Here is a 23,489-nt window from a genome sequence, read left to right as displayed (position 1 = left end):
TCAGAACTGGATCTGAACGCCGAGGATGAACTTGTCGATGTCCTTGCGCGCAGTGAATTGGTTGATCGCGTAATTGGCCGTGATGCGCAGATTGTGTCCGTCGATCACATAGGAGACGCCCATGTCGTATTGCCGCTCCCATGTCGCGGCGAGCGTGTCGCGGAAGGATTGATAGCGGAAGTAAGGCTGGAAGCGGCCCCATCCGATCACGTAAGGGATGAGATAGCCGGCGCCGACCATATAGGCTTCGCCGGGCCGTATGCCGCCGACGAGATCGGTCGAGCGGGCGTTGTTGAAATTGGTGGCGACGTCGTTCACGCCATGGGTGTAGTAGCGGTAATAGGCGCCCTCGAAGGTCGCGGCGCCGAATTCGCCGAGCTTCTTCTCGAAGAGAACATCGACGTTCCAGGCGGTGAAATCGGCGCGCTGCAGCTGATTGCCGACGCCGTCCTGCTGATATTGCGCCGCGACGCCGATCGCCAGCACATCTGCGCCGCCGAAATAGGTGCTGCTGGTGTAATAGGCGGGATCGGGATCTGGATCGAGCAGATTGAGATTGAGGCGGCCGGCGAACAGCGGATTGCCGGATTGGTTCGACGCGCCGATGATTTGATTGTGGCCGTCATAGACGCCGAATGAATAAGTGAGGCGCTTCTCGAACAGCTTGCCCCACACCGTGCCGCCGTCCATGCGGCCGGAGACCTTGCCGGGATAGCGGGAGACGACGCCGGGATAAGACCAGCCGAGCAGATAATAGGGACCGTCGAGATTGGCGCGGTCGCTCGGCGGCAGCATGCGGCCGCCCCAGACGTTGATCTCGTCCAGCGGCTCGAACTGGCCATAGCCGTCGAGCACTTGGATCGTATTGTTGCTGGAGACTTCCGTGTTGAAGGTCGCCTTCAGATATTGATTGAAGGAGGCCGAGGAGAAGATGCGGAAGCTCTCGAGGTCGACGCGATCGGGATTGGTTCCCGCCGCGTGATTGCGCGTGACGTCGCTGAAGAAGGGACGCAGGCCGAAGCCGACGCTGACCCATTGATCGTCGCCGAACGGAACCACCACACGGGCCTGCGCCGCCTGATCCCCAATCAGGCAGCAGACCGCCAAGGCGAGCGCCGGCGCGGACTTGGCCGCGAGCTTGGACCGACGGCGCGCTGTCCTTCGCGCCGCAAGTGCTTCGTGGGTTTGGTTCATCTGTCCCCCTCGTGTCGTCCCCCCGGCGATTCGCGCCGGTTTCGTCACGTCAAGGACTAGTCGTGCGAACCCCTAGGTAGGAATACGCCGAAATGCGTATTGCTCCGTTCGCGCCTTTTCGTCGAATAGGGCATGAGAGCCGGCAGAGGATTCGCCGGCGCGGGGGAGTGAGGCGAATGCGCAAGACGACGGCATTGGATATTTTCGGATTGACCGCGGGAGCGCTCGCGCTCGTCGTCGCGGTCGGACAGGCGAACGCATCGTCGAAGAGCCATAAGGCGCCGAAGCCTGTCGAGGCGCTGGCCAAGCAGCGCTACGCCGTGGACATGTGGTGGAACATCGGCGGCGACATGGGCGGCCTGAAGAAAGCCACAGACGCCTGCGTGAAGAAGCTCGGCGAGGCCGAGCGGCCGACGCTGGTGTCGCCGCCGCCCTCGACGACGATCCTGACCAAGCCCATGCTAGACTGTCTCGAGGCGCAGGGCTGGCGACCGGCGGGCGAGCCTCGGCCGGTCTGACGCGGGCGACGCCCCAACGTAAAGAGAGCATGCGCGAGCAGCAGCGAATTTTCCCGGTCCGTCGGACCTATAACCAGTTCGTCGCCGACCAGACGCTCGAGGATTATTCGCTGCGCTACACGGCGGAAGCGGCGCGCCGCTTCACGCCGTGGCGCGTCGCCAACACAGCGCTCGGGGCGATCTCCTTTCTCGCCTGCGAGGCGCTGGGCGGCGGCGTGACGCTGATGTTCGGCTTCACCAACGCCATGGCGGCGATCCTCGCCGTCGGCGCGCTGATCTTTCTCGCCAGCCTGCCGATCGGCCATTACGCGGCCAAATATGGCGTCGACATGGATCTGCTGACGCGCGGCGCCGGCTTCGGCTATATCGGCTCCACCGTCACCTCGCTGATCTACGCCTGCTTCACCTTCATTCTCTTCGCGATCGAAGCGACGATCATGGCCGATGCGCTGCAAATGTGCCTCGGCGTGCCGCTCGGCCTCGCTTACGCCGTCTCCTCGCTGGTGATTCTGCCCATCGCCGCGCTCGGCATTCGCTTCATCAGCCGCTATCAGCTGTGGACGCAGCCGATCTGGCTCGTGCTGCAGACGGCGCCGCTCGTCTATCTGCTCTCCGTCGGAACTCCCGCCGTTTCCGGCTGGATGGCCTTTCCCGGCGCCGCCGGCGCGCTGGACGGCTCCTTCGATCTGAAGCTCTTCGGCCTCTCCGCCTCGATCCTCTTGTCGCTGCTGCCGCAGATCGGCGAGCAGGTCGATTATCTGCGCTTTCTGCCGACCAAGGCGCATATCGGCCAGAGGAGCTGGCGCTGCGCGCTCTTCGCTGCCGGGCCGGGCTGGATTTTGATCGGCGTCGCCAAGCTCGCCGCCGGCTCCTTCCTCGCTTATCAGGCGTTGTCGCTCGGCGTGCCGGCCGAGCGCGCGGCGCAGCCGAGCGAGCTCTATTATCTCGCCTTCTCCACACTGTCCCATTCGCCGGGCCTCGCTCTCGCGCTCACCGGCGTCTTCGTCGTCGTCTGCCAGACGAAGATCAATGTCACCAACGCCTATGCCGGCTCCATCGCCTGGTCGAATTTCTTCTCGCGCATCACGCATAATCATCCCGGCCGCGTCGTCTGGCTGGTGTTCAACGTCACTTTGGCGCTGATGCTGATGGAGTTCGGCGTCTCCCATGTCATCGACGGCATTCTGACCTTCTACTCGAATTTCGCGGTGGCCTGGATCGGCGCGCTGACGGCCGATCTCGTCGTCGACAAGCCGCTCGGCCTCAGCCCGCCGCAGATCGAGTTTCGCCGCGCCTATCTCTACGACGTCAATCCGGTCGGCTGCGGGGCGATGCTCGGCTCGCTCATCGTCTCGACAGCGGCGCTCTACGGGGTGCTCGGCGACACTCTGCAGCCGCTCTCGGCGATCGTCGGCTTCGTCGTCGCCTTCTCGCTCGCGCCGCTCATCGCCTACGCCACGGGCGGGCGCTATTACATCGCGCGTCCGGCCGCCGTCTTCCGCGAGCCCTTGCGCTGCATGATCTGCGAGAACGAGTTCGAGCCGCGCGACATGGCCTCCTGTCCGGCCTATGGCGGCCCGATCTGCTCGCTCTGCTGCTCGCTCGACATGCGCTGCAAGGACGCCTGCAAGCCGGAGGCGCGGCTCGCGTCGCAGGCGCGCGCGCTGTTTTCCGCTCTGCTGCCGAAATTCTCCTTGCCCTTCTTCACGACGCGCGCCGGTCGTTTCATCGTGGTGCTGGCGCTGCTCGCAGTGACGAGCGGGGCGATACTCGGCGCGATCTATTTCCAATACGCCGCCGCCGTCGCGCCGGCGGCGCGGCCGATCATTCGCACGACGCTGGAGATCGTCTTCGTCGGCCTGCTGCTCGTCATGGGCGTCGCCGCCTGGACTCTGGTGCTGGCCCAGGAGAGCCGCCGCGTGGCGGAGGAGGAGACGCGCCGCCAGACCGAGATTTTGCGCGAGGAGATCGCCGCTCATGAGCGCACCGACGCCGAGCTGCAACGCGCCAAGGAGGCGGCGGAGGCCGCCAATATCGCCAAGACGCGTTTCATAGCGGGGCTCAATCACGAGATACGCACGCCGCTCAACGCCATCAACGGCTATGCGCAATTGCTCGAGCGCGACGCCGCCGAGCGCCCGCAGGACGCTATTCGCGTCATTCGCCGCAGCACGGAGCACATCACCAATCTCATCGACGGCCTGCTCGACGTCGCCAAGATCGAGACCGGCTCGCTCGATGTCGCGCGCGACATTTTCCGTATCGACGAGACGCTGGACCAACTCGTCGACATGTTCCGCCTGCAGGCGGCGGCCAAGGGCGTCGCCTTCCGCTACGAGCGCAGCGCGGAGCTGCCGCGCTATGTGCGCACCGACAAGAAGCGCCTGCGCCAGATCCTCATCAATCTCGTCTCCAATGCGGTGAAATTCACCGAGCGCGGCCATGCCGGGCTGAAGGTCTCCTATCGCAACGACATCGCCGAATTCATCGTCGAGGACACGGGGATCGGCATAGTGCCGGAGGATATGGAGCGCATTTTCGCGCCCTTCGAGCGCGGCCGCATGGCGGCTGTCTCCGCCATTCCCGGCACCGGCCTCGGCCTCACCATCACCAAGCTGCTGACGCAGATCATCGGCGGCGAGATGCGCGTCGAGAGCGAGCTCGGGCGCGGCAGCCGCTTCGTCGTCCGGTTTTATCTCACCGCCGCGACATCGCCAGAGGAGGGCCAGAAGCCGGCGCAGATCCGCGGCTACGCCGGGGCGCGCCGGACGATCCTCGTCGCCGACGACACCGCGACCCATCTCGATGTGATGCGTCAATCGCTCGGCGGCCTCGGCTTCGAGGTGCTGACCGCATCCAATGGCGCCGATTGCGTCGCGCTCGCCCTGGAGCGCAACCCGGATCTCGTCATGCTCGACATCGCCATGCCCGGCATGGACGGCTGGGAGGCCGCGCGGCGGCTGCGCGATGCGCTCGGGCCCGAGGCGCCGATCATGATGGTCTCCGCCAACGCCCATGAGCTGATGGAGCGTCGCGGGGCGGATTCGCCGCATGATGATTTTCTGGTGAAGCCGATCGAATTCTCCGAAATGCTCGACCGCATCGGCAATCTTCTGGGCCTCGACTGGTTCTATGTGACAGCGCGCGCGATCGCGCGCGAGGAGCCCTTCGCGCCGGCGGCGCTGGCCCTGCCGCGCGAGAGCGTCGAGCGGCTGCTGCGGCTCTGCCGCGTCGGCCACAGCCGCGGCATAGAGACCGTTCTGCGCGAGATCGAGGCCGCCGCGCCGGAGCGCGCCGCCGCCATCGCGCAATTGCGGGCGATGGCGCAGAATTTCGAGTTCGAGGAGCTCGCGCAGACGCTCGAGGCCGCTTTGACGATCGAGGCCGCTCATGTCGCCTGACCTGCGCCAGCGCGACACGGCGCTCGTCGTCGACGACAATCGCGACGAGCTGAGCCTGCTCGTCGAGGCGATGGAGCGCGCCGATTTCACCGCTCTCGCCGCGACCAATGGCGAGGCGGCCCTCGCTCTGCTCGAGCGCGTGACGCCCAATGTCGTCGTGCTGGACGCGGTGATGTCCGGCCTCGATGGTTTCGCGACCTGCCGCCGCATCAAGCAGAATCCGCGCTTCGCCCATCTGCCGGTGATCTTCCTCACCGGGCTCAAGGACACGGGCCATGTGCTCATGGGCCTCGAGGCCGGCGGCGTCGATTATGTGGTGAAGCCGGTCATCATCGAGGAGCTGGTCGCCCGCATCCGCATTCACGTCTCCAACGCCAAGGCGGCCTTCGGCGCGCGTGTGGCGCTGGACGCGACAGGCCGCCATCTTCTGGCGATCGACCGCGGCGGCCGGCTGCTCTGGTGCACGCCGCAGGCGGCCGATCTTCTGGCGACGCGCTTCGGGCCTTTCGAGATTTTGCGATCGCAGCCGCCCGAGTCCTTTTCGGCGCTGCTGCGCGAGGCGGCCGAGCGCCGCGACCATGACGCGCCCGCCGCCGCAGGGCCCGTCTCCGTCTCCTTTCTCTGCGAGATCGGCGGCGAGGAGCTGCTGTTTCGCCTGACCGAGCCGCAGAGCGTCAGCAATGAGGCGTTTCTGGCGCAGAAATTCGCGCTGACGCTGCGCGAGGCGGAGGTGCTGAGCTGGCTGGCGCGCGGCAAGTCGAATCACGACATCGCCGAGATTCTCTGCATCTCGCCGCGCACGGTGCATAAGCATCTGGAGCGCATTTTCGTGAAGCTCGGCGTCGACAGCCGCTCCTCCGCGACCTCCGTGGCCTTGCAGACGCTGAAGGCGCTGGCGGCGGATTGAGGGGCCTTTCCTGCGACATCCGCATCGTATAGCGTGCCGCGTCTCCTCTGATTTTATCGAGATTTCGCCATGCGTGGTCCATTTTCGAAGCTCGTTCTCGCGTTCTTCCGCACAATTCTGGGCGCCGCCGCTCTCTCGTCCTTCGTGAACGCGGCTCTGGCCGAACAGCGCGAGGCCTATCGCGGTTTCACTGTGACCTATTTGGATGGCGCGGCCCCGGGCTCCGCGGAAGTTATGCATCGGCAGATCGACAAGGTGCTCTCTGTCGGCCTCGCGCCGGATGTGATCGCCCTATTGCAGAATGTGCCCGTCGAGGTGATCGGCCGCTCGGAGCATACGCCGGGCCATTACAATGGCGGCAAGGTGCAACTCGGCGCAACCTTGGTCGATAATCGCGACAAGCCAGTGCTGCTGCACGAATTCATGCACGCCTATCATAAGCTCGGTCTCCCGGACGGCTTCGCCAATTCGGAGATAGCGCTCTATTATGAGCGCGCGCAGGGAACCGGGGCCTATGCCGGTTCTTCTCATATGATGAGCAATGTGAAGGAATATTTCGCGACGACGGCGACGACCTATCTCTACGGCCAGACGGCGCAGGAGCCGTTCCAGCGCGACAAGGTCCGAACCGCCCAGCCGCAATATTTCCAATATCTGGCGACGCTTTTCGGTCGTGGGGCGGGGCGCTACGTCGGGGCTCTGCGCTGAGCGCTGGCGATCGCGGCAAGTCGAATCACGACATCGCCGAGATTCTCTGCATCTCGCCGCGCACGGTGCATAAGCATCTGGAGCGGATTTTCGTGAAGCCCGGCGTCGACAGCCGCTCCTCCGCGACCTCCGTGGCGTTGCAGACGCTGAAGGCGCTGGCGGCGGATTGATCGAGCGACGAAAGCTTCGTCTGGACGGAAGGTCGGGAGGAGGCCTTGTCTTTCCGCGCCATCGAAGATTGGATGCGCGGGCCGCCAGAAACGTCTGGCTGGCGCGCCGCGATGGAGCTCCTGATGAGCGATGAGTTTTCGGATCAGTCGTCTCGTCTCGTCGCCCTGGAGACGGCGGTCGCGCATCAGGACAGAATCATCGCCGAGCTGAACGACGTCATCGCTTTGCAATGGCGAAGGATCGACACGCTGGAGCGGCAGATCGCCCGTTTGCTCGAGGAGTTTCAGAAGCTGGGAGACCAGCGCGATTCGCAGGAGCCTCCTCCGCCGCATTATTGACGCCGGGCGCTCTGCCTATCTATTTGAAATAATGTCGATATTTTGCATTTGGTGCCCCTGGCCGGAGTCGAACCAGCACTCCTTGCGGAACTCGATTTTGAGTCGAGCGCGTCTACCAATTCCGCCACAGGGGCGCGGGCCGGCGGGGCCGGCGTCGCGGCGCGGATATTAGCCGGGCCGAAGCCTCCGTCAAGCAGAACGCCCGCCGTTTCACAGGCTTCCTCCGCCGCCAGCCTCGCCTCTGGCCCGGCGAGGTGGTAAGCGAGGGCGCTGCATCCTCCGAACCGGTTGGAAAATGATCAAAAAGCTCTACGACTGGACCATGTCGCTCGCCGCCAGCCGGCACGCGCCGCTCGCGCTCGGCGCCATCGCTTTCGCGGAAAGCTCCTTCTTCCCCATCCCGCCGGATGTGATTCTCCTGCCCATGTCGCTGGCCGATCCCAAGCGCTCCTGGCTCTATGCCGGTATCTGCACTGTGGCCTCGGTCGCCGGCGGCGCGCTCGGCTACGCCATAGGCGCGCTCTTCTACGACACCATCGGGCTCTGGCTCATCGATCTCTATGGCTATGCCGCCAAAATGGAGGCGCTGCGGGCGTTCTACGCCCATTGGGGCGCGCTCTTCATTCTGGTGAAGGGGCTCACGCCCATTCCCTTCAAGCTCGTGACCATCGTCTCCGGGCTGATGGATTATAATTTCGGGCTGTTTCTGGCGCTCTCGCTGATCACGCGCGGCGCGCGCTTCTTCATTCTGGCGGCGGCGATCAATCATTTCGGCGATTTTCTCCGCGACAAGCTCGAGGCGCATTTCGGCCTGTTCATCGGCGTGATGGCGGCGATCGTCGTCGTCGGCTTCGTCGTGGCGGCGAAATTCCTGTGATTGCGGCTCTCCTCTCCACGCGGCTGCGCATGGCGCTCGTCATTCTCGGCGTCGCCGTCGCCACCATAGGCGGCGCCTGGATCATCGAGGCGATGGGCTTTGCGCCCTGCGAATTATGCCTGAAGCAGCGCATCCCCTATTACGCCGGTATTCCGCTCGCCGCCTTTGCGGCCATTGCTGTGCAGCGGGGAGGGGAGGGCGTCGCGCGCATTGCGCTGGCGCTGCTCGGTCTCCTCTTCGCGGCGGGAACGGCGCTCGCGCTCTATCATTCGGGCGTCGAGCTGAAGCTCTTTCCCGGCCCCTCGGAATGCACGGGCGCGCTGCGCAAGGCCGGCTCTTTCGACGATTTCCGTACCTCGCTCGACAAGATGAAGGTGGTGAGCTGCGATCGGCCGGCGCTGCGCATATTCGCGCTCACGCTCAGCAATTGGAACATTCTGATCTCCGGCGGTCTCGCCGTCATCGCCTTGCGCGCCTGGCGCGGACCCCGCGCCAGCGCGTGATCGCTGCGCCTCGCCGCGCCGAAATTCATCGGACGCTCTTGTCGAAGGGTTCGCTCGCGCCATCCTCTGCCCGATAGAGACGTGACTATTCCGCTCGGGGCGCGACGACAATTCGGAGAGTTCGATGAAAAGCTTCCAGCAATACGACATGCAGACGCAGGGCGTTCAGACCTGTCCCGACGGCTCGCCGAACACGCGGGCGCTCGGCCGGCATCTCATCATATTGGAGAATCGCTTCAACGAGCTGGCGAGCGACGTCAATCTCATGCAGGATCGACTGACGAAGATCATCGCCGCGCTCGACAAGCTCGCCGCCAAGGGCGGCCCGGCCGACAAGAGCGCGGCGCGGGAAGAGGCGCTGCGCCGGCTGCTCGGCTGACAGCGGTTCATCGGAGGCGGACGAAGCGCGCCTTCAGGCTCGCATCACTCCACCGCGAGCCGCGCCCGTGCGCGCAATTTCTCGGTCTCGCTCTTCAACTGTCCGCAGGCCGCGAGAATGTCACGGCCGCGCGGCGTGCGCACCGGGCTCGCATAGCCGGCGTTGAAGACGATGTCGGAGAAACGCTCGATCGTCTCCCAATCAGAGCATTCATAAGGCGCGCCCGGCCAAGGGTTGAAGGGGATCAGATTGATCTTGGCCGGTATGCCCTTGAGCAGCCGCACCAATTCGCGCGCTTCCGCCGGGCTGTCGTTGACGCCCTTCAGCATCACATATTCGAAAGTGATGCGCCGCGCATTGGAGGCGCCGGGATAATCGCGGCAGGCGTCGAGCAGCGCGCGGATCGGATATTTCTTGTTGATCGGCACCAGCTCGTCGCGCAGCGCGTCGCGCACCGCATGCAGCGAGATCGCCAGCATCGGTCCGCATTCGGCGCCGAGCTTCTCGATCTGCGGCACGACGCCGGAGGTCGAGACGGTGATGCGCCGCTTCGACAGCGACAGCCCATCGCCGTCGGAGATGATCTCGATCGCGTTTTCCACCTGCTCGAGATTATAGAGCGGCTCGCCCATGCCCATGAAGACGATATTGGACACGGCGCGCACATCGGGCCCGGATGGCACCAGCCCGTCTGTGGGCGGCTCGAGGCCCGGAAAATCGCCGAGCCGCGTGCGCGCGACGAGAAGCTGCGCGACGATCTCGCGCGTCGTCAGATTGCGCACGAGCTTTTGCGTGCCCGTATGGCAGAAGCTGCAATTGAGCGTGCAGCCCACCTGGCTGGAGACGCACAAGGTCCCGCGATCGCTCTCGGGAATATAGACGCATTCGATCTCCGCGCCCTTGTCGTTCGCGTCGACGGGGTCGAGCCGCAGCAGCCATTTGCGCGTGCCATCGGTGGAGACCTGCTCGGCTGCGATCTCCGGCAGCCGCAAGGTGAAGCGCTCGGCGAGCTTTGCGCGCACGACTTTCGAGATGTTGAGCATCTCGGAAAATTCGCGCGCGCCGCGGAAATAGATCCAATGCCAGAGCTGCGAGACCCGCATTCTGATGTCGCGCTCCGGCGTGTCTATGGCGCGCAGCGCATCGGCCAGCTCGGCGCGCGTGGCGCCGGCGAGCGACGGCCTTGGATCGGAAGCGGAAGCTGCGGTCATCAAGTCCTCTTTCTCACGAGGAAAGCAGTATAACATGCGCCGCGGCGGGTTCCACGGCCGGCGAGGAGGCATTCGAACGCGAATGACGGATGGGCGGAAAATCGTCATAGCGACCTTCGGCTCGCTCGGCGACCTCAATCCTTATGTGGCGCTCGCTCATGCGCTGAAGCGCCTCGGCTTTCGCCCGGTGATCGTCGCCAGCGCCTTTTATCGGGAGTGGATCGAGAGCGAGGGGCTCGGTTTCGCCGCCATGCGGCCGGATATCGACGAGCTGGCCGCGCGGCTCGGCATGGATATCGGCGGGCTCGCCGATCGCGTCGCGCGCGAGGACGGCTTCATGTTCCGCGAGCTGATCTTCCCTTATCTGCGCGAGAGCTATGAGGATGTCGCCGCGGCCAGCGAGGGCGCGGCGGCGATCGTCGCGCATAGCATCTGCTTCTCGGCCAAGCTCGCGGCGGAGCGGCTCGGCGTTCCGCTCTTCGACGGCGTGGTGTCGCCGCTCTTTCTGCTCTCCGCCTATGATCCGCCGCTCGGCGCGCGCTCGCGCTTTCTCGCGCGGCCGCGCTCGCGCATGGCGCTCGCCTATAACAAGGCGCTCGGTGTCGCGCTGACGCATTTTCTGGCCTTTCAGGGGCGGCCGATCGCGCGGCTGCGGCGCGCGCTCGGCCTGCCGCATCGTCGCGGGCGCGCGCTCTTGACCGGCGGCCCTTATGCGCGGGCGACGCTCGGCCTGCTCAGCCCGCTACTGGCGCCGCCGCAGCCCGATCATCCGGCCGATCTCTTCGTCGCCGGCCATACGTTCCACGACCGCTTCACCGATACGGCCGAGAGCTTGCCGGAGGCGCTCGCGGAGTTTCTCGCGGCGGGCGAGCCGCCGATCGTGGTGACGCTCGGCAGCTTCGTCGTCCACGCCCGCTCGGAATTCTACCACGCCGCCGGAGAAGCGGCGTTGCGCCTGCGCCGCCGCGCCGTGCTGCTGGTCGCCGAGGAGGAGCGGGAGGCGCTGGCGCAGGGCCTGCCGCCGCAGCTTTTCGTCGCCGGCCATGTCCGCCATTCGCTGATCTTCCCGAGCGCCGCCGCCATCGTGCATCACGGCGGCTCGGGAACTTGCGGGCAGGCGTTGCGCGCGGGCCGGCCGCAGCTCGTCGTCCCTGTCTTCGGCGATCAGGACGACAATGCCGCGCGTGTGGCGCGTCTCGGCGTCGGGCGGTTGCTGCCCTATGAGCGCTGCTCGACCGAGCGCCTCACCGAGGCGCTTGGCGCGCTGCTCGCCGACGAGCGCTATGCAGGCGACGCTCGTGAGGCGGCCGAGCGCATAGGCCGCGAGGATGGCGCGGCGGCGGCAGCCGCGAAGATCGCCGAGCGCATCGGATGCGCGGCAATTGCGGTCGAGGCTTAAGGATGACGAAGTCGATTCTTGCCGCGATGGCGATGATTTTGCTCGAATTATCGGCGGTTCGGGCCGGGGAGGGGCGCTTGTCGCTCGCCGAGGGCGAGACGCGGACGATCGAATTCGTCGAGAACCCCTCGACCGGCTATGTCTGGCGTTTCGACCGCGAGGCGAGCGAGAATCCCGCCATTGTCCGGGTCGGGGAGGGCGGTTTCGCGCCCTCGGGCGGCGGGTCCGATCGGCCGCTGGTCGGCGCGCCGGGCCGGCGCCGTTTCCGCGTCGAGGCGGTCGCCGCCGGCCGAGCCCGCCTGGTCTTCGTCGAAGAACGTCCCTGGGAGAAGCGGCCGGTCCAGCGCTGGGCCGTCGAGGTTCGGGTGCGGTAGCGGCCGATCACGACGCGTCCGAGCCGTCGATCTCCCGCGGCTTCAGCGCATCGGCGAGCCGCATTTGCGCCGAGCCGGGCGCGAGCGGCTTCTGCTGGCTCTCATGCGGCGCCCAGCCGGACAGCCAGACCAGCTCCATCGTCGCGCGCACGCGCCCGTCGGCGTCGGAAAAGCGACTCGCGTAGATTTCCGCCGCGCGCAGCAGAACCGCGCGCCGCAGCGGCTTGCGGGAGCGCTGCGTCAGCACATTGGCCGCGCCCATCGCCCGCAGCTCCGCGCAGAGCGAGAACATGGAGTCATAGCGCAACATGAAGGAATCGACGTCAGTCACCGGCAGGGCGAAGCCCGCCCGCTGCAGCAGCCCGCCGAGATCGCGCAGATCGACAAAAGGGGAGACGCGCGGGCTCGCGCCGCCGCAAATTTCATCCTCGGCCTGGGCGAAGGCGACGCGCAGCTCCATGAGGCTCGCGCCGCCGGGGAAACAGGCGAGAAAGAGCCCGTCCGGCGCCAGCATCCGCCGCGCCTGGGCGAGCGCGCCGGGCAGATCGTCGACCCATTGCAGCGCAAATCCAGAGACGATGAGATCGAAAGCGGCCGTCGCGAAGGGCAGCGCCTCCTCCTCGGCCACGAGATCGACGCCCGGCTCATAGAAGCGCCCGGCCCGCAGCGGCGCCGGCCGTCCGCTCGCCACGACGATCTCGGCGAAATGGGCCGAAGGCGTGCAGAGATCGAGCGAGCGGGGGAAGGGGCGTCTGATGCCCGCCAGCCGATCCGCGAGATCGTCTGCGGCGCGCGCGATCAGAAAATCCGGCGCGCCACGCGCCGCGGCTCGCGCCATCCGGCCGCGCAACAGGCGGCGGTCGAAGATCGCCGGCGCGAAAGCGTTTTTCTCCATGCCTCGTTTCTCTCCGTGCCTCGTCATGCCCCGAACGCCCGCCGCGCGCAACCGGCGCGCGGAACGGCGGAATTAAGGCGGGGATTTCTCCGCTTCTGTCGCGCTTTAGTGAGACAGGTAAGCAAATCTTAGTGTTAAACCGTAACCGCGACCATGGGATGGCTGGCGCGGAATGTGGCCGAAGCTAGAATGCGCGACATGTTCGAATGCGACGCCGGCCATTCGGAGAAGGTGTGAGCCATGAGTATTTCGTTTCGTCAGCGTATTTCGAGTTTCACAGCCGCGGCGGCGCTCGCCGGCGGCCTGGCCGTCCTGCCCGGGGCGGCCGATGCGGCGCATAATGTCGTCTCCTACAGCGCCCCGGTGCAGGCGGGCACAGTGGTCATCAGCGCCCGCCAGCGCAGCCTGTTCCTCGTCAACGGCGACGGCACGGCCATTCGCTATCCGGTCGCCGTCCCCAAGGCCGGCAAGGAATGGTCCGGCTACGCCCATATCGACGGAAAATATGTGAACCCCGATTGGGCGCCGCCGGCTGTCGTCAAGCACGACCATCCGGAGCTGCCCAATCTGATCCATGGCGGCTCGCCGCATAATCCGATGGGCGTCCGCGCTTTGACGCTCGATCGCAATCAGGTGGCGATCCACGGCACCACCAATAAGATGCGCGCGTCGGTCGGCACGGCGGCCTCCTATGGCTGCATCCGCATGCTGAACGAGGATGTCGTCGATCTCTATGAGCGCGTCGGCGTCGGCACGCCGGTGGTCATGACTCCTTGAAACGAAAGCGGAGCTGGTCTCGAGCCGTCGCGCAGCTTCGCGCAAGCCGCGCGGCGGAGACTTGTCCCATGGTTTTTCGTCGCGCGAATGCTTCAGCTTGTGGACGTCGTCTCGCCGCCTGTAGACCGGCCGAAACGAATCCACCACTGTGCGGGCAATCCTCGAACACACATGAGGTTCGCGTCCCACGAAGAGTCGAGTCGGCGGCATTTCAATCGTTTCGAGTATAGTGAACGAGCAGGACGATTCGTTTCGTCGGGCGGTTTCCGAACAAGGGGAGCGCGAGGCTCGCAGTCAGCGTATGCGTCTCTGAACAGAGAAGCGTCCGTCGCCCTTGTCTGGCCGACCCTCACATTAGGTTTCGCTCATGCTGATCGCATCTGACAAAGACTTCGACCGTCCCCGGCATCCTGTCGACATTGTGGAGCAATTGGCGGCCACCAACGACTGGAGCTTCGATCGCGACGACGAAGACGAGATCTCCATTTCTGTCGCCGGCAGCTGGACCGACTATCATGTCGCCTTCACTTGGCTCGGGGAGCTCGAGACTCTCCATGTGAGCTGCGCCTTCGATCTGCGCGTGCCGGAGCGCCGCCGCACCGAGGCGCAGGCGCTGATCCGCACGATCAACGAGCAGCTCTGGGTCGGGCATTTCGATCTGTGGCCGACCGAGGGCGTCGTCATGCACCGCCAGGGCCTGCTGCTGACCGGGGGCGCCCAGCCCTCCGGCCCGCAATGCGCGGCTCTGCTGGACCATGCGCTCGAGACGTGCGAGCGCTATTATCAGGCTTTCCAATTCGTCCTCTGGGCCGGCAAGGGCGCCAAGGAGGCGCTCGAGACCGCGACCTTCGAGACAAAGGGAGAAGCGTGATCCAAATGGCCGCAGCGGCCGCGCTGCCCCGCTCGATCACTCTGGTCGGGGCCGGAAAAATGGGCTTCGCTCTGCTGGAAGGCTGGGCGGCGCAGGGCCTTGCGGGCGAGGGCGTGACCATCGTCGAGCCGCAACCCTCGCCGGCGCTCGTCTCGCTCGCCGAAGAACGCGGCTTTCGCCTAAACCCCGAGAATCGCGCGCCCGAGAGTCGCGCGGCTGCTCGAGCGCTCGTTCTCGCGGTGAAGCCGCAGGCGCTGGACCAGGTCGCGCCGACGATCGCGGGCGAAGCGGGCGCCGACACGCTCATCGTCTCCATTCTCGCGGGCAAGCGCATCGCCGATCTTTCGGCGCGGCTGCCGCAGACGCGTTTTTTCGTGCGCGCCATGCCCAATACGCCGGCCGCCATCGGTCGGGGAATCACCGGCGCCTTCGCCGCGCCCGCCGTCGATGCGGAGAATCACCTGCTGGCCGAGGCTCTGCTCGCCGCCGTGGGCGAGGTGGTCTGGGTCGAGAGCGAGGCGCTGGTCGATGCGGTGACGGCGGTGTCCGGCTCGGGGCCGGCCTATGTCTTCTATTTCGTCGAATGCCTGACCAAGGCCGGCGTCGACGCCGGCCTGCCGGAGGCGACCGCGGCGCGGCTCGCCCGCGCGACCGTCGCCGGCGCCGGCGAATTATTGCGCCAGAGCGCCGATGCGACGCCCGCGACGCTCCGTCAGAACGTGACCTCGCCCGGCGGCACGACGGCCGCGGCGCTGGAGGTTCTGATGGCGAGCGACGGGCTCGGGCCGCTTCTGGAGCGCGCCGTCGCGGCGGCGAAGCGCAGGGCCGGGGAATTGTCCGGATGAGGGACGGAACTCCTTCCGATCCGGCCAAAACGCCCTAAATTAGCGTGGAAGCGGCTGGCTTCGAGGATCTGAGGAGGCGGCGATGGCGACGAGCGGCAAAACCAGTGAGACCGGCAATGGGAGCGGCTCGATCCGCGACCGGATCGTCGAATCCTTGATGCGGCTGGCGGCGCGCCGCGCCTTCGAGGACATAGCCATTTCCGACATCGCCCATGACGCCGATGTCACGCTCGCGGATTTCCGCGACAGTTTTCCGTCCAAGGGCGCGGTTCTCGCGGCCTTCTCGCGCCGGATCGACCGGCAGGTGCTGGAGGATCTCTCCGGCCGCTATGCTTCCGAGCCCGCCAAGGAGCGGCTCTATGAGGTGCTGCTGCGCCGGCTCGAGGCTCTGGAGCCCTATCGCAACGCGCTGGAATCGGTATCGCAATGGGCGTCGACCGATCCGCTCGCGGCGGCCGCGCTCAATCGCGAGACGGTCAATTCAATGCGCTTCATGCTGGAGGCCGCCGAGATAGACAGCGAAGGCGCGCTCGGCGCCTTGAAGCTGCAGGGCCTCGCCATCGCCTGGTGGCGCGTGCTCGGCGTCTGGTTCGACGATCGCGACGCCGACCTCTGCCGCACCAAGGCGGCGCTCGATCGCGAGCTCTCGCGCAGCGAAGCGGTGATCGAGCGTATCGAGGATGTGAGCCGTTTGACCTCGCCGCTGCGCGGTCTGGCGCGGGCGGTGTTCCGCGGCATGACCGGACATCGTCGCCACCGCCATCATGCGCGCGACCGCGACGAGGATTTCGAAGAGGATCACGAGGAGGCCCGCCGGCGTCATCATCACGCCGAGGAGCACCATCACGCCGAGGAGCATCGCCGCCATCCGGACGACGCCACCGCCTGACGGCGGCGGCGGCGCCTCTCGTCAAAAGCCGATGCGCAGGGCCGTCGTCACCGAATGGGCGACGGCGCCGTCGCGTGTCGCGACATCGGCGTCATAGCCGATGCGCCAGCCGATATTCGGCGCGAGATCGCCCTGCGCGCCGACGCCGACCGTGACCGAATTGCGATCATAGGTCGGAATGAGGATCGGCTGCGTCGCCATAGGGCTCAGCACGCCGGCCAGGCTGACGTTGACGCGCTTGGGATCGCGGTCGAGCGTCTGATTATAGGCGACCCGCACCCAAGGGTTGACCCCGAGGAAAGAGGCCGAGACCTCGCCGCCATAGCGCAGCGTCGTCGCATGAATGGCGTGCTCCGGATAGACGACATTGCCGCCGGCCGCGCCGCTCTCCGTATAGCCGCGGATCGTCGCGGTCGTCTGCGTCACGCCGAAGAAGGGCGTGAATTGGAAGGCGTCCAGCTTCAGCTTGGCGCCGATCTCGCCGCCAAACGCAAAGGAGTCGACGCTGGTGCGGCCGACGCCGGTGAGCCCATAGGCGCCGAGGCGGCGTATGTCGGAGAAGCCGACGTCCGGCGAGAAGGTCGCCGTTCCATGGAGATAGAAGAGATCGCCGAAATAGCCGGCGTAGAGGCTCGGCGAGACGGTCGGCGAAATGTCGAAATAGCCGAGCGCGCCGCCGCCATATTGGCCGGCGCGCACCGTCGCCGCGACGCCCGCGCGAATTTCCTTCCAGCCATAGTCGACGCCGAAGGAGCCGCCATAGAGCGTGCGGTCGCCGTCGACCCCGGGCCGCGTGGCGGTCTGGCCGAAATCGACGTTGCCGCCGAGCCAGGTCGAGAGGCCCTGCGCCGCGAAGACGCCGCTCTGCGCGCGGCGGATCGAATGCAGCTGCGCGACGACCGGCGCGCCGGCGCTCGAGGCGAGGCCGAGAGCGCCGGCGTCGATGCGTCCGAGCACCTGCGGCGTCGTATCGCGCATGGATTTGAGGAACAGCGGATCGACGGCGGTCGGCAGAGTGAGCCGATAGACGAGGACCATATTGTCGTTGTTCTGGCCGGAGTTGTAGCTCTGGCCCTGCATCACGCCATTGGTCGTGGTGAAATCATTGTCGTTGGAGACGAAGAGATAAAAGTCGTTCGGCCGGCCCTCGACGAGCGTCGGGACGAGCGCCATGCCCTCCCATTTCTCTGACAGAGTGAGCCGCGACTGCGCCGACTGGCCGGGCGCGCCATTGTCGAGATTGAGGCCGAAGCGGGCGAGCTGAGTCGTGTTGAGCATGTTCACGAGCTCGACAGACTGCGCCGGGGTGATCGCCGGATTCAGCACGCCATTGGGCGCCACCTGGCCGCCCGCCGTCGTATCGGCGGGCGTGCCGGCGATATTGGTCGCATTGCCGATGTCGACGAGATAGATGGATTTGACCATGATCGGATTGCCGCCCGCCGGGCCCTGGCCGGTTCCGTCGCGCGCCAGCACGAGGAACTGCTTGTCGTTGAGCGCCACCATCTCGCTCTGCGCCGCGGTGCGGTTGGCGGCGCCGCCATTGCCGTTCAGCGTGTAGGTCGGCAACTGCAGCACATAGGTCTCGATCGGCGCCGCCGGCGTCGGATTGAGCGAGATGTCGTAGACGAGGATTCGCGTGTTGTTGCGCGTCTGCTGCTGGGCGTCGATCAGATCTTGCATCGGCGCGCTCTGCAATATCGCGAAGAGCCGATTGCCGTCCGGGCTCACCGACACCGCCTCGAGGCCTTGATTGTTGCGGCGTCCCGTGGCCGGCGCGTTGACCGAGTTGAAATTGATCGCGCCATTGGTTCGCGGCAGCAGCGACGAGGGAATGCCGACCGAGCCGACCAGATTGCCATTGGCGTCGAAATAGAAGATCGACGGGCCATATTCGTCGCTGATGTAGAAGGAGCGATCGGTCTTGAAGGCCAGCCCCTCGGCGTCGAGCGAGATTTTGCCGGCGCCGGTCGCTCCCGTGGCCGGGCTCGGCGCGAGGCGGCCGAACAGAGTGGTCGTCGAGGAGCCGGGGTCGGCGCCCGTGAATGTCTTGCCTTGATTGTCGCGCAGCAGCACGCCGCCGTTCGGCGCGATCTGCACCTGATTCTGTGAGGCGGTCGAAGCGGGGAGATTCGCGCCCGCATAAGGCGAGAAGGCGATGTCGAAGCGCAGGAGCCGCCCCGCATAATCGTAGAAGACGCCATTGGCGGGATCGTTCAATCCGCGGTCGGGCAAAGCGAACATGGTCGCGGAGAAGCTCGAGCCGACGCGGCGCCAGGAATAGGGATCGATGGCGAGGCTCGAGAACGAGCCGAGCGTGTCGCCGAGGAAGTCGATCGTCGTCGCCGGAAGACGTCCAGTTCCAGTGAGGCCTTGATTGGTGAAGGTCACGCCTCCGAGACTGATGGAGGAGGGGCCGTCATTGGCGACGACATTGGGCGTGCGATAGGTCTGCGCCAGTGCGACGCCGTGAAGGGCCAGCGTCGAGATGGACGCTAGCAACCAGTTACGAAAAGGCATTTCACTCTCCGGCTTATAGCTCGGCCGGAGGTGTATGGCCGCCTGTTAACGATTCGGTGACAACCGGGTCACATTTGTTAACGGAACAGAAACATAGTGGCGTCGTGGCCTTCGTACCACAAAGGCCACGAAGCGATCACAGGGAGACGTAGACGAATTTCGGTCCCTTGAGGGTCGGATAATTCTCGCGCAGCGCCTTGGCGACCTTGCCGACGAGCTCCTTGTCGCCCGCGGCCGAAGGGCCGACGAAATCCGTTCCCTGCATCCAGGTCTCGAGGAAGCAGTGGAGCTGGTTGTCATAGGCGTCGTCGGTCGGATGAGCCGTCTTGTCGACGAGCGAGGCGACGCCGTCCGCGCCGACCTCGAGGCGCCAGTCGCGATCGTCGACGACCGAACCGATGAGCTTCGCTATATCGGCGTCGGTCCACTCGCCCTTCAAATCAACCGCCATTGTTTTCGCTCCTTGCTGCGCGCGGCTCCGGCGCGGGATAAAATGGACGAAGGGCCGGGAACGCCTGTCGGATATCCGACAGGCGCGCGTCGCGGCCCTTACCGCTCGCTCACTTCTTGGTGAGCTTGGCCACCGCCATATCGATCGCCGTCGTCGCCTCGCCGACGGTCAGCCAGGCGTCCGCGCGATCCTCGTTCTTGAACGTCTTGCCGAGATTATACGGCTCCTCACCCGGCACGTGCAGGAAACAGGCCCATTTTCCGTCGGGCTGCTCCTCGACCGTCACTTTGTAGTCCGCCACGCGGTCCTCCTCCTGTTGCTTTGCGTTGGTTCTCACGGTGCGCCGGTCCGTCCCCGGCGCGACCTACGCGAAGCAGATTGGGCGCCAGAGCCTCGGCACGCTTATTGAACCGTGCCGCCGCCGGCGAGGCGCCGGCGCCCGAAGGAGCAACCCATGACCGATATTGTCGAAGGGCCGGCGCTGGCCGCTCTCTCCTGCGGAAAACCCGCCTTTCTCGTCGTGCTGCTGCATGGTGAGGGCGCGGATGTCCAATCCATGGTCGACGATGCGCTCAATTGGGCGCCGACAATGCCCAAGGCCGAATTTCTCGCCGCCGTCGCGCCCGTCGGCGCCGATGGCGTGCGGCGCTGGTTCGATGCGGAGGACGCCGAGGGGCTCGCCAAAGGGCTCGCGGCGCTCGGCCAGTTCCTCGACGAGGCGCTCGCCAAACGCCGCCTGCCGCCCTCGCATCTGGCGCTGGTCGGCTTCTCGCAGGGCGCGACTCTGGCGCTGCTCGCCGGCCTCGCGCGGCCCGGGCCCGCGGCGGCGATCGTCGCCTTTTCGGGCGGCCCCTATGGCGCTTCGCCGCCCATCGGCGCCGATGGCGCGCCGCCCGTCCTGCTGATCCACGGCGACGCCGACGAGACCGCGCCGCTCGCCGCGGCGCGCGAGACCAAGGCCGCTCTCACCGCGCAGGGCGCCCGCGTCTGGTCGATGACGCGCAAGGGGCTCGCCCATGCGATGGACGACGATGGGGTGATCGCCGCCGGCGATTTCCTCACCGAGCATGTCGTCCACAAGAAGGGCGCGGCGGCGGAGGATCATCACGATCACGACGATCACGATCACGACCATGACCACGATCACGCGGCGCATTGACGTGTGGCACAGCTCTTGCGGGACGAGGGCAGGCTAAATGCGAAAGGAGATCAGATCATGGCCCTGACCGCCGAGGACATAAAAGAAGGCAAATGCTATGCGACGCGCAGCCCGGAGCGATACAAGGTGATCGCTATCAATCCGCGCGGGATCGTCACCTTTTTGACCTGGGAGGGCAATAACAAGCTCGGCCCCTTGCGCGCCAATTGCGGCATGAAGGCCTTTATCGAAGGCGTGACGAAGGAAATCCCCTGTCCGGCGGAGGGCTGAGCGGTCACACCGGCAAAGTGACGGTCGCGCGCAAGCCGCCGAGCGGCGAGCCCTCGAGCGTCACCTCGCCGCCATGCGAGCGCATGATGTCGCGCGCTATGGCGAGGCCGAGCCCGGAATGGCTCTCGTCCTGATTGCGCGATTCATCGAGGCGATAGAAGGGCCGGAAGGCGTCCTCCCGGCGCTCGGGCGGAATGCCGGGGCCATCGTCGTCGATGTGAATGGTGAGCGTCTTGCCGTCATTGAGGCCGCTGAGCGCGATATTTTTCGCATAGCGCTGGGCGTTGCCGACGAGATTGGCGAGGCAGCGGCGGAAGGCGGCCGGGCGCACGGCCACCAGTCTCCGGCCGGCGAAGCTCGCCTGTGCGCCGAGGCCGTGACGCTCGGAATCGCTCTTCAGCTCGTCGAGAAGGGCGGCGACGTCGGTGTCGGCCGTCGCCTCGCCGCCATCGCCGCGGGCGAAGGCGAGATAGGCCTCGACCATGCGCTCCATCTCGTCGACGTCCTTCTTCAGCTCGGTCGTCTCCGTCGTCTCGCCGATCAGTGCGAGCGACAGCTTGAAGCGCGTGATGATGGTGCGCAGATCATGCGACACGCCGTTGAGCATGGTGGTGCGCTGCTCCATGGCGCGCTCGACGCGGCGCTTCATCTCCAAAAATGCCGCGCCCGCCTGCCGCACCTCGCGCGCGCCGCGTGGGCTGAAGGCGACCTCGCGGCCTTTGCCGAACTCCTCCGCCGCGCGGGCGAGGCGCAGGATCGGGCGGATCTGATTGCGCAGGAAGGAGGTGGCGATGGCGATGATGACCAGCGAGGCGATCACCGTCCAGATGAAGAAGATTTCCGAATTGGACGCATAGGCCTGGGTGCGATGGGCGAGCAGGCGCATCACCGAATCGTCGAGCGCGACTCGGATTTCGACGATATTGGAGCGCCCGACCGTGTCGATCCAGAAGGGTCGCTGCAGGCGCAGCGACAATTCCCGCGACAGAGTGTGGTCGAGCAGCGAGAAGAAGGGCTTGGCGGCCGGCGGCGGCAGCGGCTCCTTGGGCAGGAAATGGACATCTATGCTCAAATCCTCGCCGGCGATGCGCTGGAGGATCTCGCGATGCTCTCCTTGCGGAAAGGCGTCGTAGAAATCGATCAGCGCCGCCACGTCGCGCGCCACGGCGGCGGAGAGGCGTGAGGTCACCGCCTGCCAATGCCGCTCCATGAAAAAATAGGCGACAGCCGATTGCAACAGCACGATCGGCAGAATGACGATCAGCAGCGAGCGGGCGTAGAGCCCCTTGGGCATGCGCGCATGCAGCCAGCCGGCGAAGCGCCGCCAGAGCTGGCGCGGGGCGTCGAGCGCGGCGGGGAGGGCTAGGGTCATTGCGCTTTTCCGTATTCCTCATCCGGGCTGACGACGGCGTCCGCCCACAGCCTGTATCCGCGGCCGCGGATCGTCTGCAGATGGCGCGGGCCGCCCGCGTCGCCCTCGATCTTGCGGCGCAGCCGCGCCACCTCGACATCGACGCTGCGCTCGCCGACGGTCTCGACTTTGCCATCGACGAGGCGCTGCGCCAACCTCTGCCGTGATACGATTTCGCCCGCATTCATCGCCAGCACCCGCAAAATCTCCTCTTCGCGAGTCGTCAGATGGATGATTCGATCATGCGCGCGCAATCGGCCCTTTTCGAGATCGAAGCCGAAAGCGCCGAAACGCACGCTCGCCGCGGCGTGGGCAGGGCGGGCCGCGCGGCCGGCGCGACGCAAAATGCTGGCGATGCGCAGCGAGAGCTCGCGCGGCTCGAAAGGCTTGGCGAGATAATCGTCGACGCCCGCCTCGAGCCCGGCCACGCGATCGGCCGTCTCGCCGCGCGCCGTCAGCATGAGGATGGGGGAGGAGCGCAGCGGCTCCGCCTCGCTGCGCAATTTGCGCGCGAATTCGGGGCCGCTCTCGCCGGGCATCATCACATCGAGGACGATGAGATCGAAGGTCATATCGGCGAGGCGGGCGCGGGCCTGGACGGCGTCGGCGGCGGCGCTGACCAGATAGCCCTCGGCGGCGAGATAGCGCGACAGCAGCGAGCGAATGCGCCTGTCGTCGTCGACGACGAGAATATGCGGTCCTGGCTCGGCCGCGGTCTGCGGCGCCGGCGCGCTCATGCGGCGTCGTCTTCGGTGAGCTGCCGCCTCCGCCGGCGCGGCGGCAGATGCGCGCGCACTTTCTCGCGGTCGGGGGCGTTGACCATGGCGAGCAGAAAATCGGCGGTCGCCTCGCGCGCCTGCGGCGGCAGCTCGCCGAAGACGCGGCGGAAGCGCTCCGATTGCAGCACGGCGAGCTCCTGGGCGAGACGCGCGCCCTTGGCCGTGGGGAAGAGGAGGCGCTGGCGGCGGTCGGTCGCGCCCTCGCGCGCCTCGACGAAGCCGGCGTCGAGCAATTGCTTGAGCACGCGGTTGAGGCTCTGCTTGGTGATTTTCAGAATATCGAGCAGAGCGGCGATGGCGAGGCCGGGGCGGCGATAGACGAAATGCAGCACGCGGTGATGGGCGCGGCCGAACTCATAATTCTCGAGCAGCCGGTCGGCGTCGCCGACGAAATCGCGATAGGCGAAGAAGAACAGTTCGATGAGATCGAACATGGGTTCGCTCTCGGGCGCGGGCTCGCGTCCGACGAGCGCCTGCGTCGAGGCGGGGCGCAGCAGCTTGCGTTCGATGGATGTCTTCACGTCGGGAACCGCTATATGTCGGTGGAAGCGAAAAAGCCGTCGGACAGGGCGAGCAATATCAGGCGTTACCACCTCCCCCTGAAGGGGAGGGCGAAACGCCTCTTCCGGCGTCGGGCGATCG

The 23,489-nt window shown here is 66.1% G+C and carries 26 protein-coding genes and 1 tRNA gene; 17 read left to right on the top strand and 10 right to left on the bottom strand.

Going from position 1 to position 23,489, the window contains the following annotated elements:
* Entirely contained in the window at positions 1-1,194 is a 1,194-nt protein-coding gene (locus AC6IY7_RS00300; RefSeq protein WP_497780983.1) for a hypothetical protein, read from the bottom strand.
* Between the two features lie 176 nt (positions 1,195-1,370).
* Here AC6IY7_RS00300 and AC6IY7_RS00295 point away from each other — a divergent pair, with 176 nt between their 5' ends.
* The 6 genes from AC6IY7_RS00295 (at position 1,371) to AC6IY7_RS00270 (ending at position 7,237) form a co-directional block, all read left to right on the top strand.
* A complete protein-coding gene (locus AC6IY7_RS00295; protein WP_497780982.1) occupies positions 1,371-1,712 on the top strand; it encodes a hypothetical protein in 342 nt (113 codons plus the stop codon).
* 29 nt (positions 1,713-1,741) lie between these two features.
* Complete coding sequence (locus AC6IY7_RS00290; RefSeq protein ID WP_497780981.1) at positions 1,742-5,113, top strand: hybrid sensor histidine kinase/response regulator; 3,372 nt, start codon at positions 1,742-1,744, stop codon at positions 5,111-5,113.
* Positions 5,103-6,020, top strand: a complete 918-nt coding sequence (locus AC6IY7_RS00285; RefSeq protein WP_497780980.1) for a response regulator — start codon at positions 5,103-5,105, stop codon at positions 6,018-6,020. Before AC6IY7_RS00290 ends, AC6IY7_RS00285 begins: the two co-directional genes overlap by 11 nt.
* Before the next feature lie 69 nt (positions 6,021-6,089).
* Positions 6,090-6,728: a hypothetical protein gene (locus tag AC6IY7_RS00280; protein WP_497780979.1), complete on the top strand. Its 639-nt coding sequence runs from the start codon at positions 6,090-6,092 to the stop codon at positions 6,726-6,728.
* A gap of 65 nt (positions 6,729-6,793) precedes the next feature.
* On the top strand, positions 6,794-6,898 hold the full coding sequence (locus tag AC6IY7_RS00275) for a hypothetical protein (protein ID WP_497780978.1): 105 nt from the start codon (positions 6,794-6,796) through the stop codon (positions 6,896-6,898).
* Between the two features lie 123 nt (positions 6,899-7,021).
* On the top strand, positions 7,022-7,237 hold the full coding sequence (locus AC6IY7_RS00270) for a SlyX family protein (RefSeq protein WP_497780977.1): 216 nt from the start codon (positions 7,022-7,024) through the stop codon (positions 7,235-7,237).
* A 49-nt stretch (positions 7,238-7,286) separates the two neighbouring features.
* On the opposite strand, the gene AC6IY7_RS00265 is transcribed toward AC6IY7_RS00270, so the two are convergent.
* Positions 7,287-7,371: transfer RNA gene (locus tag AC6IY7_RS00265), tRNA-Leu, on the bottom strand.
* Between the two features lie 161 nt (positions 7,372-7,532).
* Here AC6IY7_RS00265 and AC6IY7_RS00260 point away from each other — a divergent pair.
* From AC6IY7_RS00260 to AC6IY7_RS00250, 3 genes are all read left to right on the top strand, one after another.
* Positions 7,533-8,114, top strand: a complete 582-nt coding sequence (locus tag AC6IY7_RS00260) for a YqaA family protein (RefSeq protein ID WP_497780976.1) — start codon at positions 7,533-7,535, stop codon at positions 8,112-8,114.
* On the top strand, positions 8,111-8,617 hold the full coding sequence (locus AC6IY7_RS00255; RefSeq protein WP_497780975.1) for a disulfide bond formation protein B: 507 nt from the start codon (positions 8,111-8,113) through the stop codon (positions 8,615-8,617). Before AC6IY7_RS00260 ends, AC6IY7_RS00255 begins: the two co-directional genes overlap by 4 nt.
* A 124-nt stretch (positions 8,618-8,741) precedes the next feature.
* The gene (locus AC6IY7_RS00250) at positions 8,742-8,996 is read left to right on the top strand and encodes a hypothetical protein (protein ID WP_497780974.1); all 255 of its coding nucleotides are present in this window, start codon (positions 8,742-8,744) and stop codon (positions 8,994-8,996) included.
* Between the two features lie 44 nt (positions 8,997-9,040).
* On the opposite strand, the gene rlmN is transcribed toward AC6IY7_RS00250, so the two are convergent.
* Complete coding sequence (gene rlmN / locus AC6IY7_RS00245; RefSeq protein ID WP_497780973.1) at positions 9,041-10,279, bottom strand: dual-specificity RNA methyltransferase RlmN; 1,239 nt, start codon at positions 10,277-10,279, stop codon at positions 9,041-9,043.
* A 10-nt stretch (positions 10,280-10,289) separates the two neighbouring features.
* Here rlmN and AC6IY7_RS00240 point away from each other — a divergent pair, with 10 nt between their 5' ends.
* Complete coding sequence (locus tag AC6IY7_RS00240) at positions 10,290-11,606, top strand: glycosyltransferase (protein ID WP_497780972.1); 1,317 nt, start codon at positions 10,290-10,292, stop codon at positions 11,604-11,606.
* 2 nt (positions 11,607-11,608) lie between these two features.
* The gene (locus AC6IY7_RS00235) at positions 11,609-11,980 is read left to right on the top strand and encodes a protease inhibitor I42 family protein (protein ID WP_497780971.1); all 372 of its coding nucleotides are present in this window, start codon (positions 11,609-11,611) and stop codon (positions 11,978-11,980) included.
* Between the two features lie 7 nt (positions 11,981-11,987).
* On the opposite strand, the gene AC6IY7_RS00230 is transcribed toward AC6IY7_RS00235, so the two are convergent.
* The gene (locus AC6IY7_RS00230) at positions 11,988-12,875 is read right to left on the bottom strand and encodes a methyltransferase domain-containing protein (protein WP_497780970.1); all 888 of its coding nucleotides are present in this window, start codon (positions 12,873-12,875) and stop codon (positions 11,988-11,990) included.
* 240 nt (positions 12,876-13,115) lie between these two features.
* On the opposite strand from AC6IY7_RS00230, the gene AC6IY7_RS00225 reads away from it, so the two are divergent.
* The 4 genes from AC6IY7_RS00225 (at position 13,116) to AC6IY7_RS00210 (ending at position 16,257) form a co-directional block, all read left to right on the top strand.
* Positions 13,116-13,652: a L,D-transpeptidase gene (locus AC6IY7_RS00225; RefSeq protein ID WP_497780969.1), complete on the top strand. Its 537-nt coding sequence runs from the start codon at positions 13,116-13,118 to the stop codon at positions 13,650-13,652.
* Positions 13,653-14,019: 367 nt separating this feature from the next.
* Positions 14,020-14,523 (top strand): type III secretion system chaperone family protein, encoded by a 504-nt coding sequence (locus AC6IY7_RS00220; RefSeq protein WP_497780968.1) that lies wholly within the window; start codon positions 14,020-14,022, stop codon positions 14,521-14,523.
* A 5-nt stretch (positions 14,524-14,528) separates the two neighbouring features.
* Positions 14,529-15,368 carry a pyrroline-5-carboxylate reductase gene (proC, locus tag AC6IY7_RS00215; protein WP_497780967.1) on the top strand — a complete coding sequence of 280 codons (840 nt, stop codon included), beginning with the start codon at positions 14,529-14,531 and terminating at the stop codon, positions 15,366-15,368.
* Positions 15,369-15,450: 82 nt separating this feature from the next.
* On the top strand, positions 15,451-16,257 hold the full coding sequence (locus AC6IY7_RS00210; protein WP_497780966.1) for a TetR/AcrR family transcriptional regulator: 807 nt from the start codon (positions 15,451-15,453) through the stop codon (positions 16,255-16,257).
* 21 nt (positions 16,258-16,278) lie between these two features.
* Here the strand turns inward: AC6IY7_RS00210 and AC6IY7_RS00205 are convergent, their stop codons facing one another.
* From AC6IY7_RS00205 to AC6IY7_RS00195, 3 genes are all read right to left on the bottom strand, one after another.
* Positions 16,279-18,777, bottom strand: a complete 2,499-nt coding sequence (locus tag AC6IY7_RS00205; RefSeq protein ID WP_497780965.1) for an esterase-like activity of phytase family protein — start codon at positions 18,775-18,777, stop codon at positions 16,279-16,281.
* A gap of 136 nt (positions 18,778-18,913) precedes the next feature.
* Complete coding sequence (locus AC6IY7_RS00200) at positions 18,914-19,228, bottom strand: hypothetical protein (RefSeq protein WP_497780964.1); 315 nt, start codon at positions 19,226-19,228, stop codon at positions 18,914-18,916.
* Positions 19,229-19,337: 109 nt separating this feature from the next.
* Positions 19,338-19,529 carry a hypothetical protein gene (locus AC6IY7_RS00195; RefSeq protein ID WP_497780963.1) on the bottom strand — a complete coding sequence of 64 codons (192 nt, stop codon included), beginning with the start codon at positions 19,527-19,529 and terminating at the stop codon, positions 19,338-19,340.
* Positions 19,530-19,682: 153 nt separating this feature from the next.
* Between AC6IY7_RS00195 and AC6IY7_RS00190 the strand changes: the two genes are divergently transcribed.
* On the top strand, positions 19,683-20,387 hold the full coding sequence (locus AC6IY7_RS00190) for an alpha/beta hydrolase (protein ID WP_497780962.1): 705 nt from the start codon (positions 19,683-19,685) through the stop codon (positions 20,385-20,387).
* A 57-nt stretch (positions 20,388-20,444) separates the two neighbouring features.
* Positions 20,445-20,657 carry a hypothetical protein gene (locus AC6IY7_RS00185; protein ID WP_497780961.1) on the top strand — a complete coding sequence of 71 codons (213 nt, stop codon included), beginning with the start codon at positions 20,445-20,447 and terminating at the stop codon, positions 20,655-20,657.
* Positions 20,658-20,661: 4 nt separating this feature from the next.
* Here AC6IY7_RS00185 and AC6IY7_RS00180 read toward each other — a convergent pair whose 3' ends face one another.
* Genes AC6IY7_RS00180 through AC6IY7_RS00170 form a run of 3 tightly spaced genes read right to left on the bottom strand, consistent with a single transcriptional unit; the run spans position 20,662 to position 23,368 of the window.
* On the bottom strand, positions 20,662-22,029 hold the full coding sequence (locus tag AC6IY7_RS00180; RefSeq protein ID WP_497780960.1) for an ATP-binding protein: 1,368 nt from the start codon (positions 22,027-22,029) through the stop codon (positions 20,662-20,664).
* Positions 22,026-22,805 (bottom strand): response regulator, encoded by a 780-nt coding sequence (locus AC6IY7_RS00175; protein WP_497780959.1) that lies wholly within the window; start codon positions 22,803-22,805, stop codon positions 22,026-22,028. Before AC6IY7_RS00175 ends, AC6IY7_RS00180 begins: the two co-directional genes overlap by 4 nt.
* The gene (locus AC6IY7_RS00170) at positions 22,802-23,368 is read right to left on the bottom strand and encodes a MarR family winged helix-turn-helix transcriptional regulator (protein WP_497780958.1); all 567 of its coding nucleotides are present in this window, start codon (positions 23,366-23,368) and stop codon (positions 22,802-22,804) included. Before AC6IY7_RS00170 ends, AC6IY7_RS00175 begins: the two co-directional genes overlap by 4 nt.
* Between the last annotated feature and the right edge of the window lie 121 nt (positions 23,369-23,489).

It is taken from the genome of Methylosinus sp. is20ea, from assembly GCF_059718135.1.
The sequence above is the reverse complement of the archived record's forward strand: the minus strand, read 5'-3'. Positions and strand labels throughout refer to the sequence as shown.

What these genes read in the sequence shown, in the direction of transcription:
- AC6IY7_RS00235 (WP_497780971.1), top strand. Translation starts at nt 11,609, where the DNA reads ATGACGAAGTCGATTCTTGCCGCGATGGCGATGATTTTGCTCGAATTA.
- AC6IY7_RS00225 (WP_497780969.1), top strand. Translation starts at nt 13,116, where the DNA reads ATGAGTATTTCGTTTCGTCAGCGTATTTCGAGTTTCACAGCCGCGGCG.
- AC6IY7_RS00210 (WP_497780966.1), top strand. Translation starts at nt 15,451, where the DNA reads ATGGCGACGAGCGGCAAAACCAGTGAGACCGGCAATGGGAGCGGCTCG.
- AC6IY7_RS00270 (WP_497780977.1), top strand. Translation starts at nt 7,022, where the DNA reads ATGAGCGATGAGTTTTCGGATCAGTCGTCTCGTCTCGTCGCCCTGGAG.
- AC6IY7_RS00295 (WP_497780982.1), top strand. Translation starts at nt 1,371, where the DNA reads ATGCGCAAGACGACGGCATTGGATATTTTCGGATTGACCGCGGGAGCG.
- AC6IY7_RS00220 (WP_497780968.1), top strand. Translation starts at nt 14,020, where the DNA reads ATGCTGATCGCATCTGACAAAGACTTCGACCGTCCCCGGCATCCTGTC.
- AC6IY7_RS00190 (WP_497780962.1), top strand. Translation starts at nt 19,683, where the DNA reads ATGACCGATATTGTCGAAGGGCCGGCGCTGGCCGCTCTCTCCTGCGGA.
- rlmN (WP_497780973.1), bottom strand. Translation starts at nt 10,279, where the DNA reads ATGCCTCCTCGCCGGCCGTGGAACCCGCCGCGGCGCATGTTATACTGC.
- AC6IY7_RS00175 (WP_497780959.1), bottom strand. Translation starts at nt 22,805, where the DNA reads ATGAGCGCGCCGGCGCCGCAGACCGCGGCCGAGCCAGGACCGCATATT.
- AC6IY7_RS00280 (WP_497780979.1), top strand. Translation starts at nt 6,090, where the DNA reads ATGCGTGGTCCATTTTCGAAGCTCGTTCTCGCGTTCTTCCGCACAATT.
- AC6IY7_RS00205 (WP_497780965.1), bottom strand. Translation starts at nt 18,777, where the DNA reads ATGCCTTTTCGTAACTGGTTGCTAGCGTCCATCTCGACGCTGGCCCTT.
- AC6IY7_RS00300 (WP_497780983.1), bottom strand. Translation starts at nt 1,194, where the DNA reads ATGAACCAAACCCACGAAGCACTTGCGGCGCGAAGGACAGCGCGCCGT.
- AC6IY7_RS00250 (WP_497780974.1), top strand. Translation starts at nt 8,742, where the DNA reads ATGAAAAGCTTCCAGCAATACGACATGCAGACGCAGGGCGTTCAGACC.
- proC (WP_497780967.1), top strand. Translation starts at nt 14,529, where the DNA reads ATGGCCGCAGCGGCCGCGCTGCCCCGCTCGATCACTCTGGTCGGGGCC.
- AC6IY7_RS00240 (WP_497780972.1), top strand. Translation starts at nt 10,290, where the DNA reads ATGACGGATGGGCGGAAAATCGTCATAGCGACCTTCGGCTCGCTCGGC.
- AC6IY7_RS00180 (WP_497780960.1), bottom strand. Translation starts at nt 22,029, where the DNA reads ATGACCCTAGCCCTCCCCGCCGCGCTCGACGCCCCGCGCCAGCTCTGG.
- AC6IY7_RS00230 (WP_497780970.1), bottom strand. Translation starts at nt 12,875, where the DNA reads ATGGAGAAAAACGCTTTCGCGCCGGCGATCTTCGACCGCCGCCTGTTG.
- AC6IY7_RS00260 (WP_497780976.1), top strand. Translation starts at nt 7,533, where the DNA reads ATGATCAAAAAGCTCTACGACTGGACCATGTCGCTCGCCGCCAGCCGG.
- AC6IY7_RS00200 (WP_497780964.1), bottom strand. Translation starts at nt 19,228, where the DNA reads ATGGCGGTTGATTTGAAGGGCGAGTGGACCGACGCCGATATAGCGAAG.
- AC6IY7_RS00290 (WP_497780981.1), top strand. Translation starts at nt 1,742, where the DNA reads ATGCGCGAGCAGCAGCGAATTTTCCCGGTCCGTCGGACCTATAACCAG.
- AC6IY7_RS00285 (WP_497780980.1), top strand. Translation starts at nt 5,103, where the DNA reads ATGTCGCCTGACCTGCGCCAGCGCGACACGGCGCTCGTCGTCGACGAC.
- AC6IY7_RS00185 (WP_497780961.1), top strand. Translation starts at nt 20,445, where the DNA reads ATGGCCCTGACCGCCGAGGACATAAAAGAAGGCAAATGCTATGCGACG.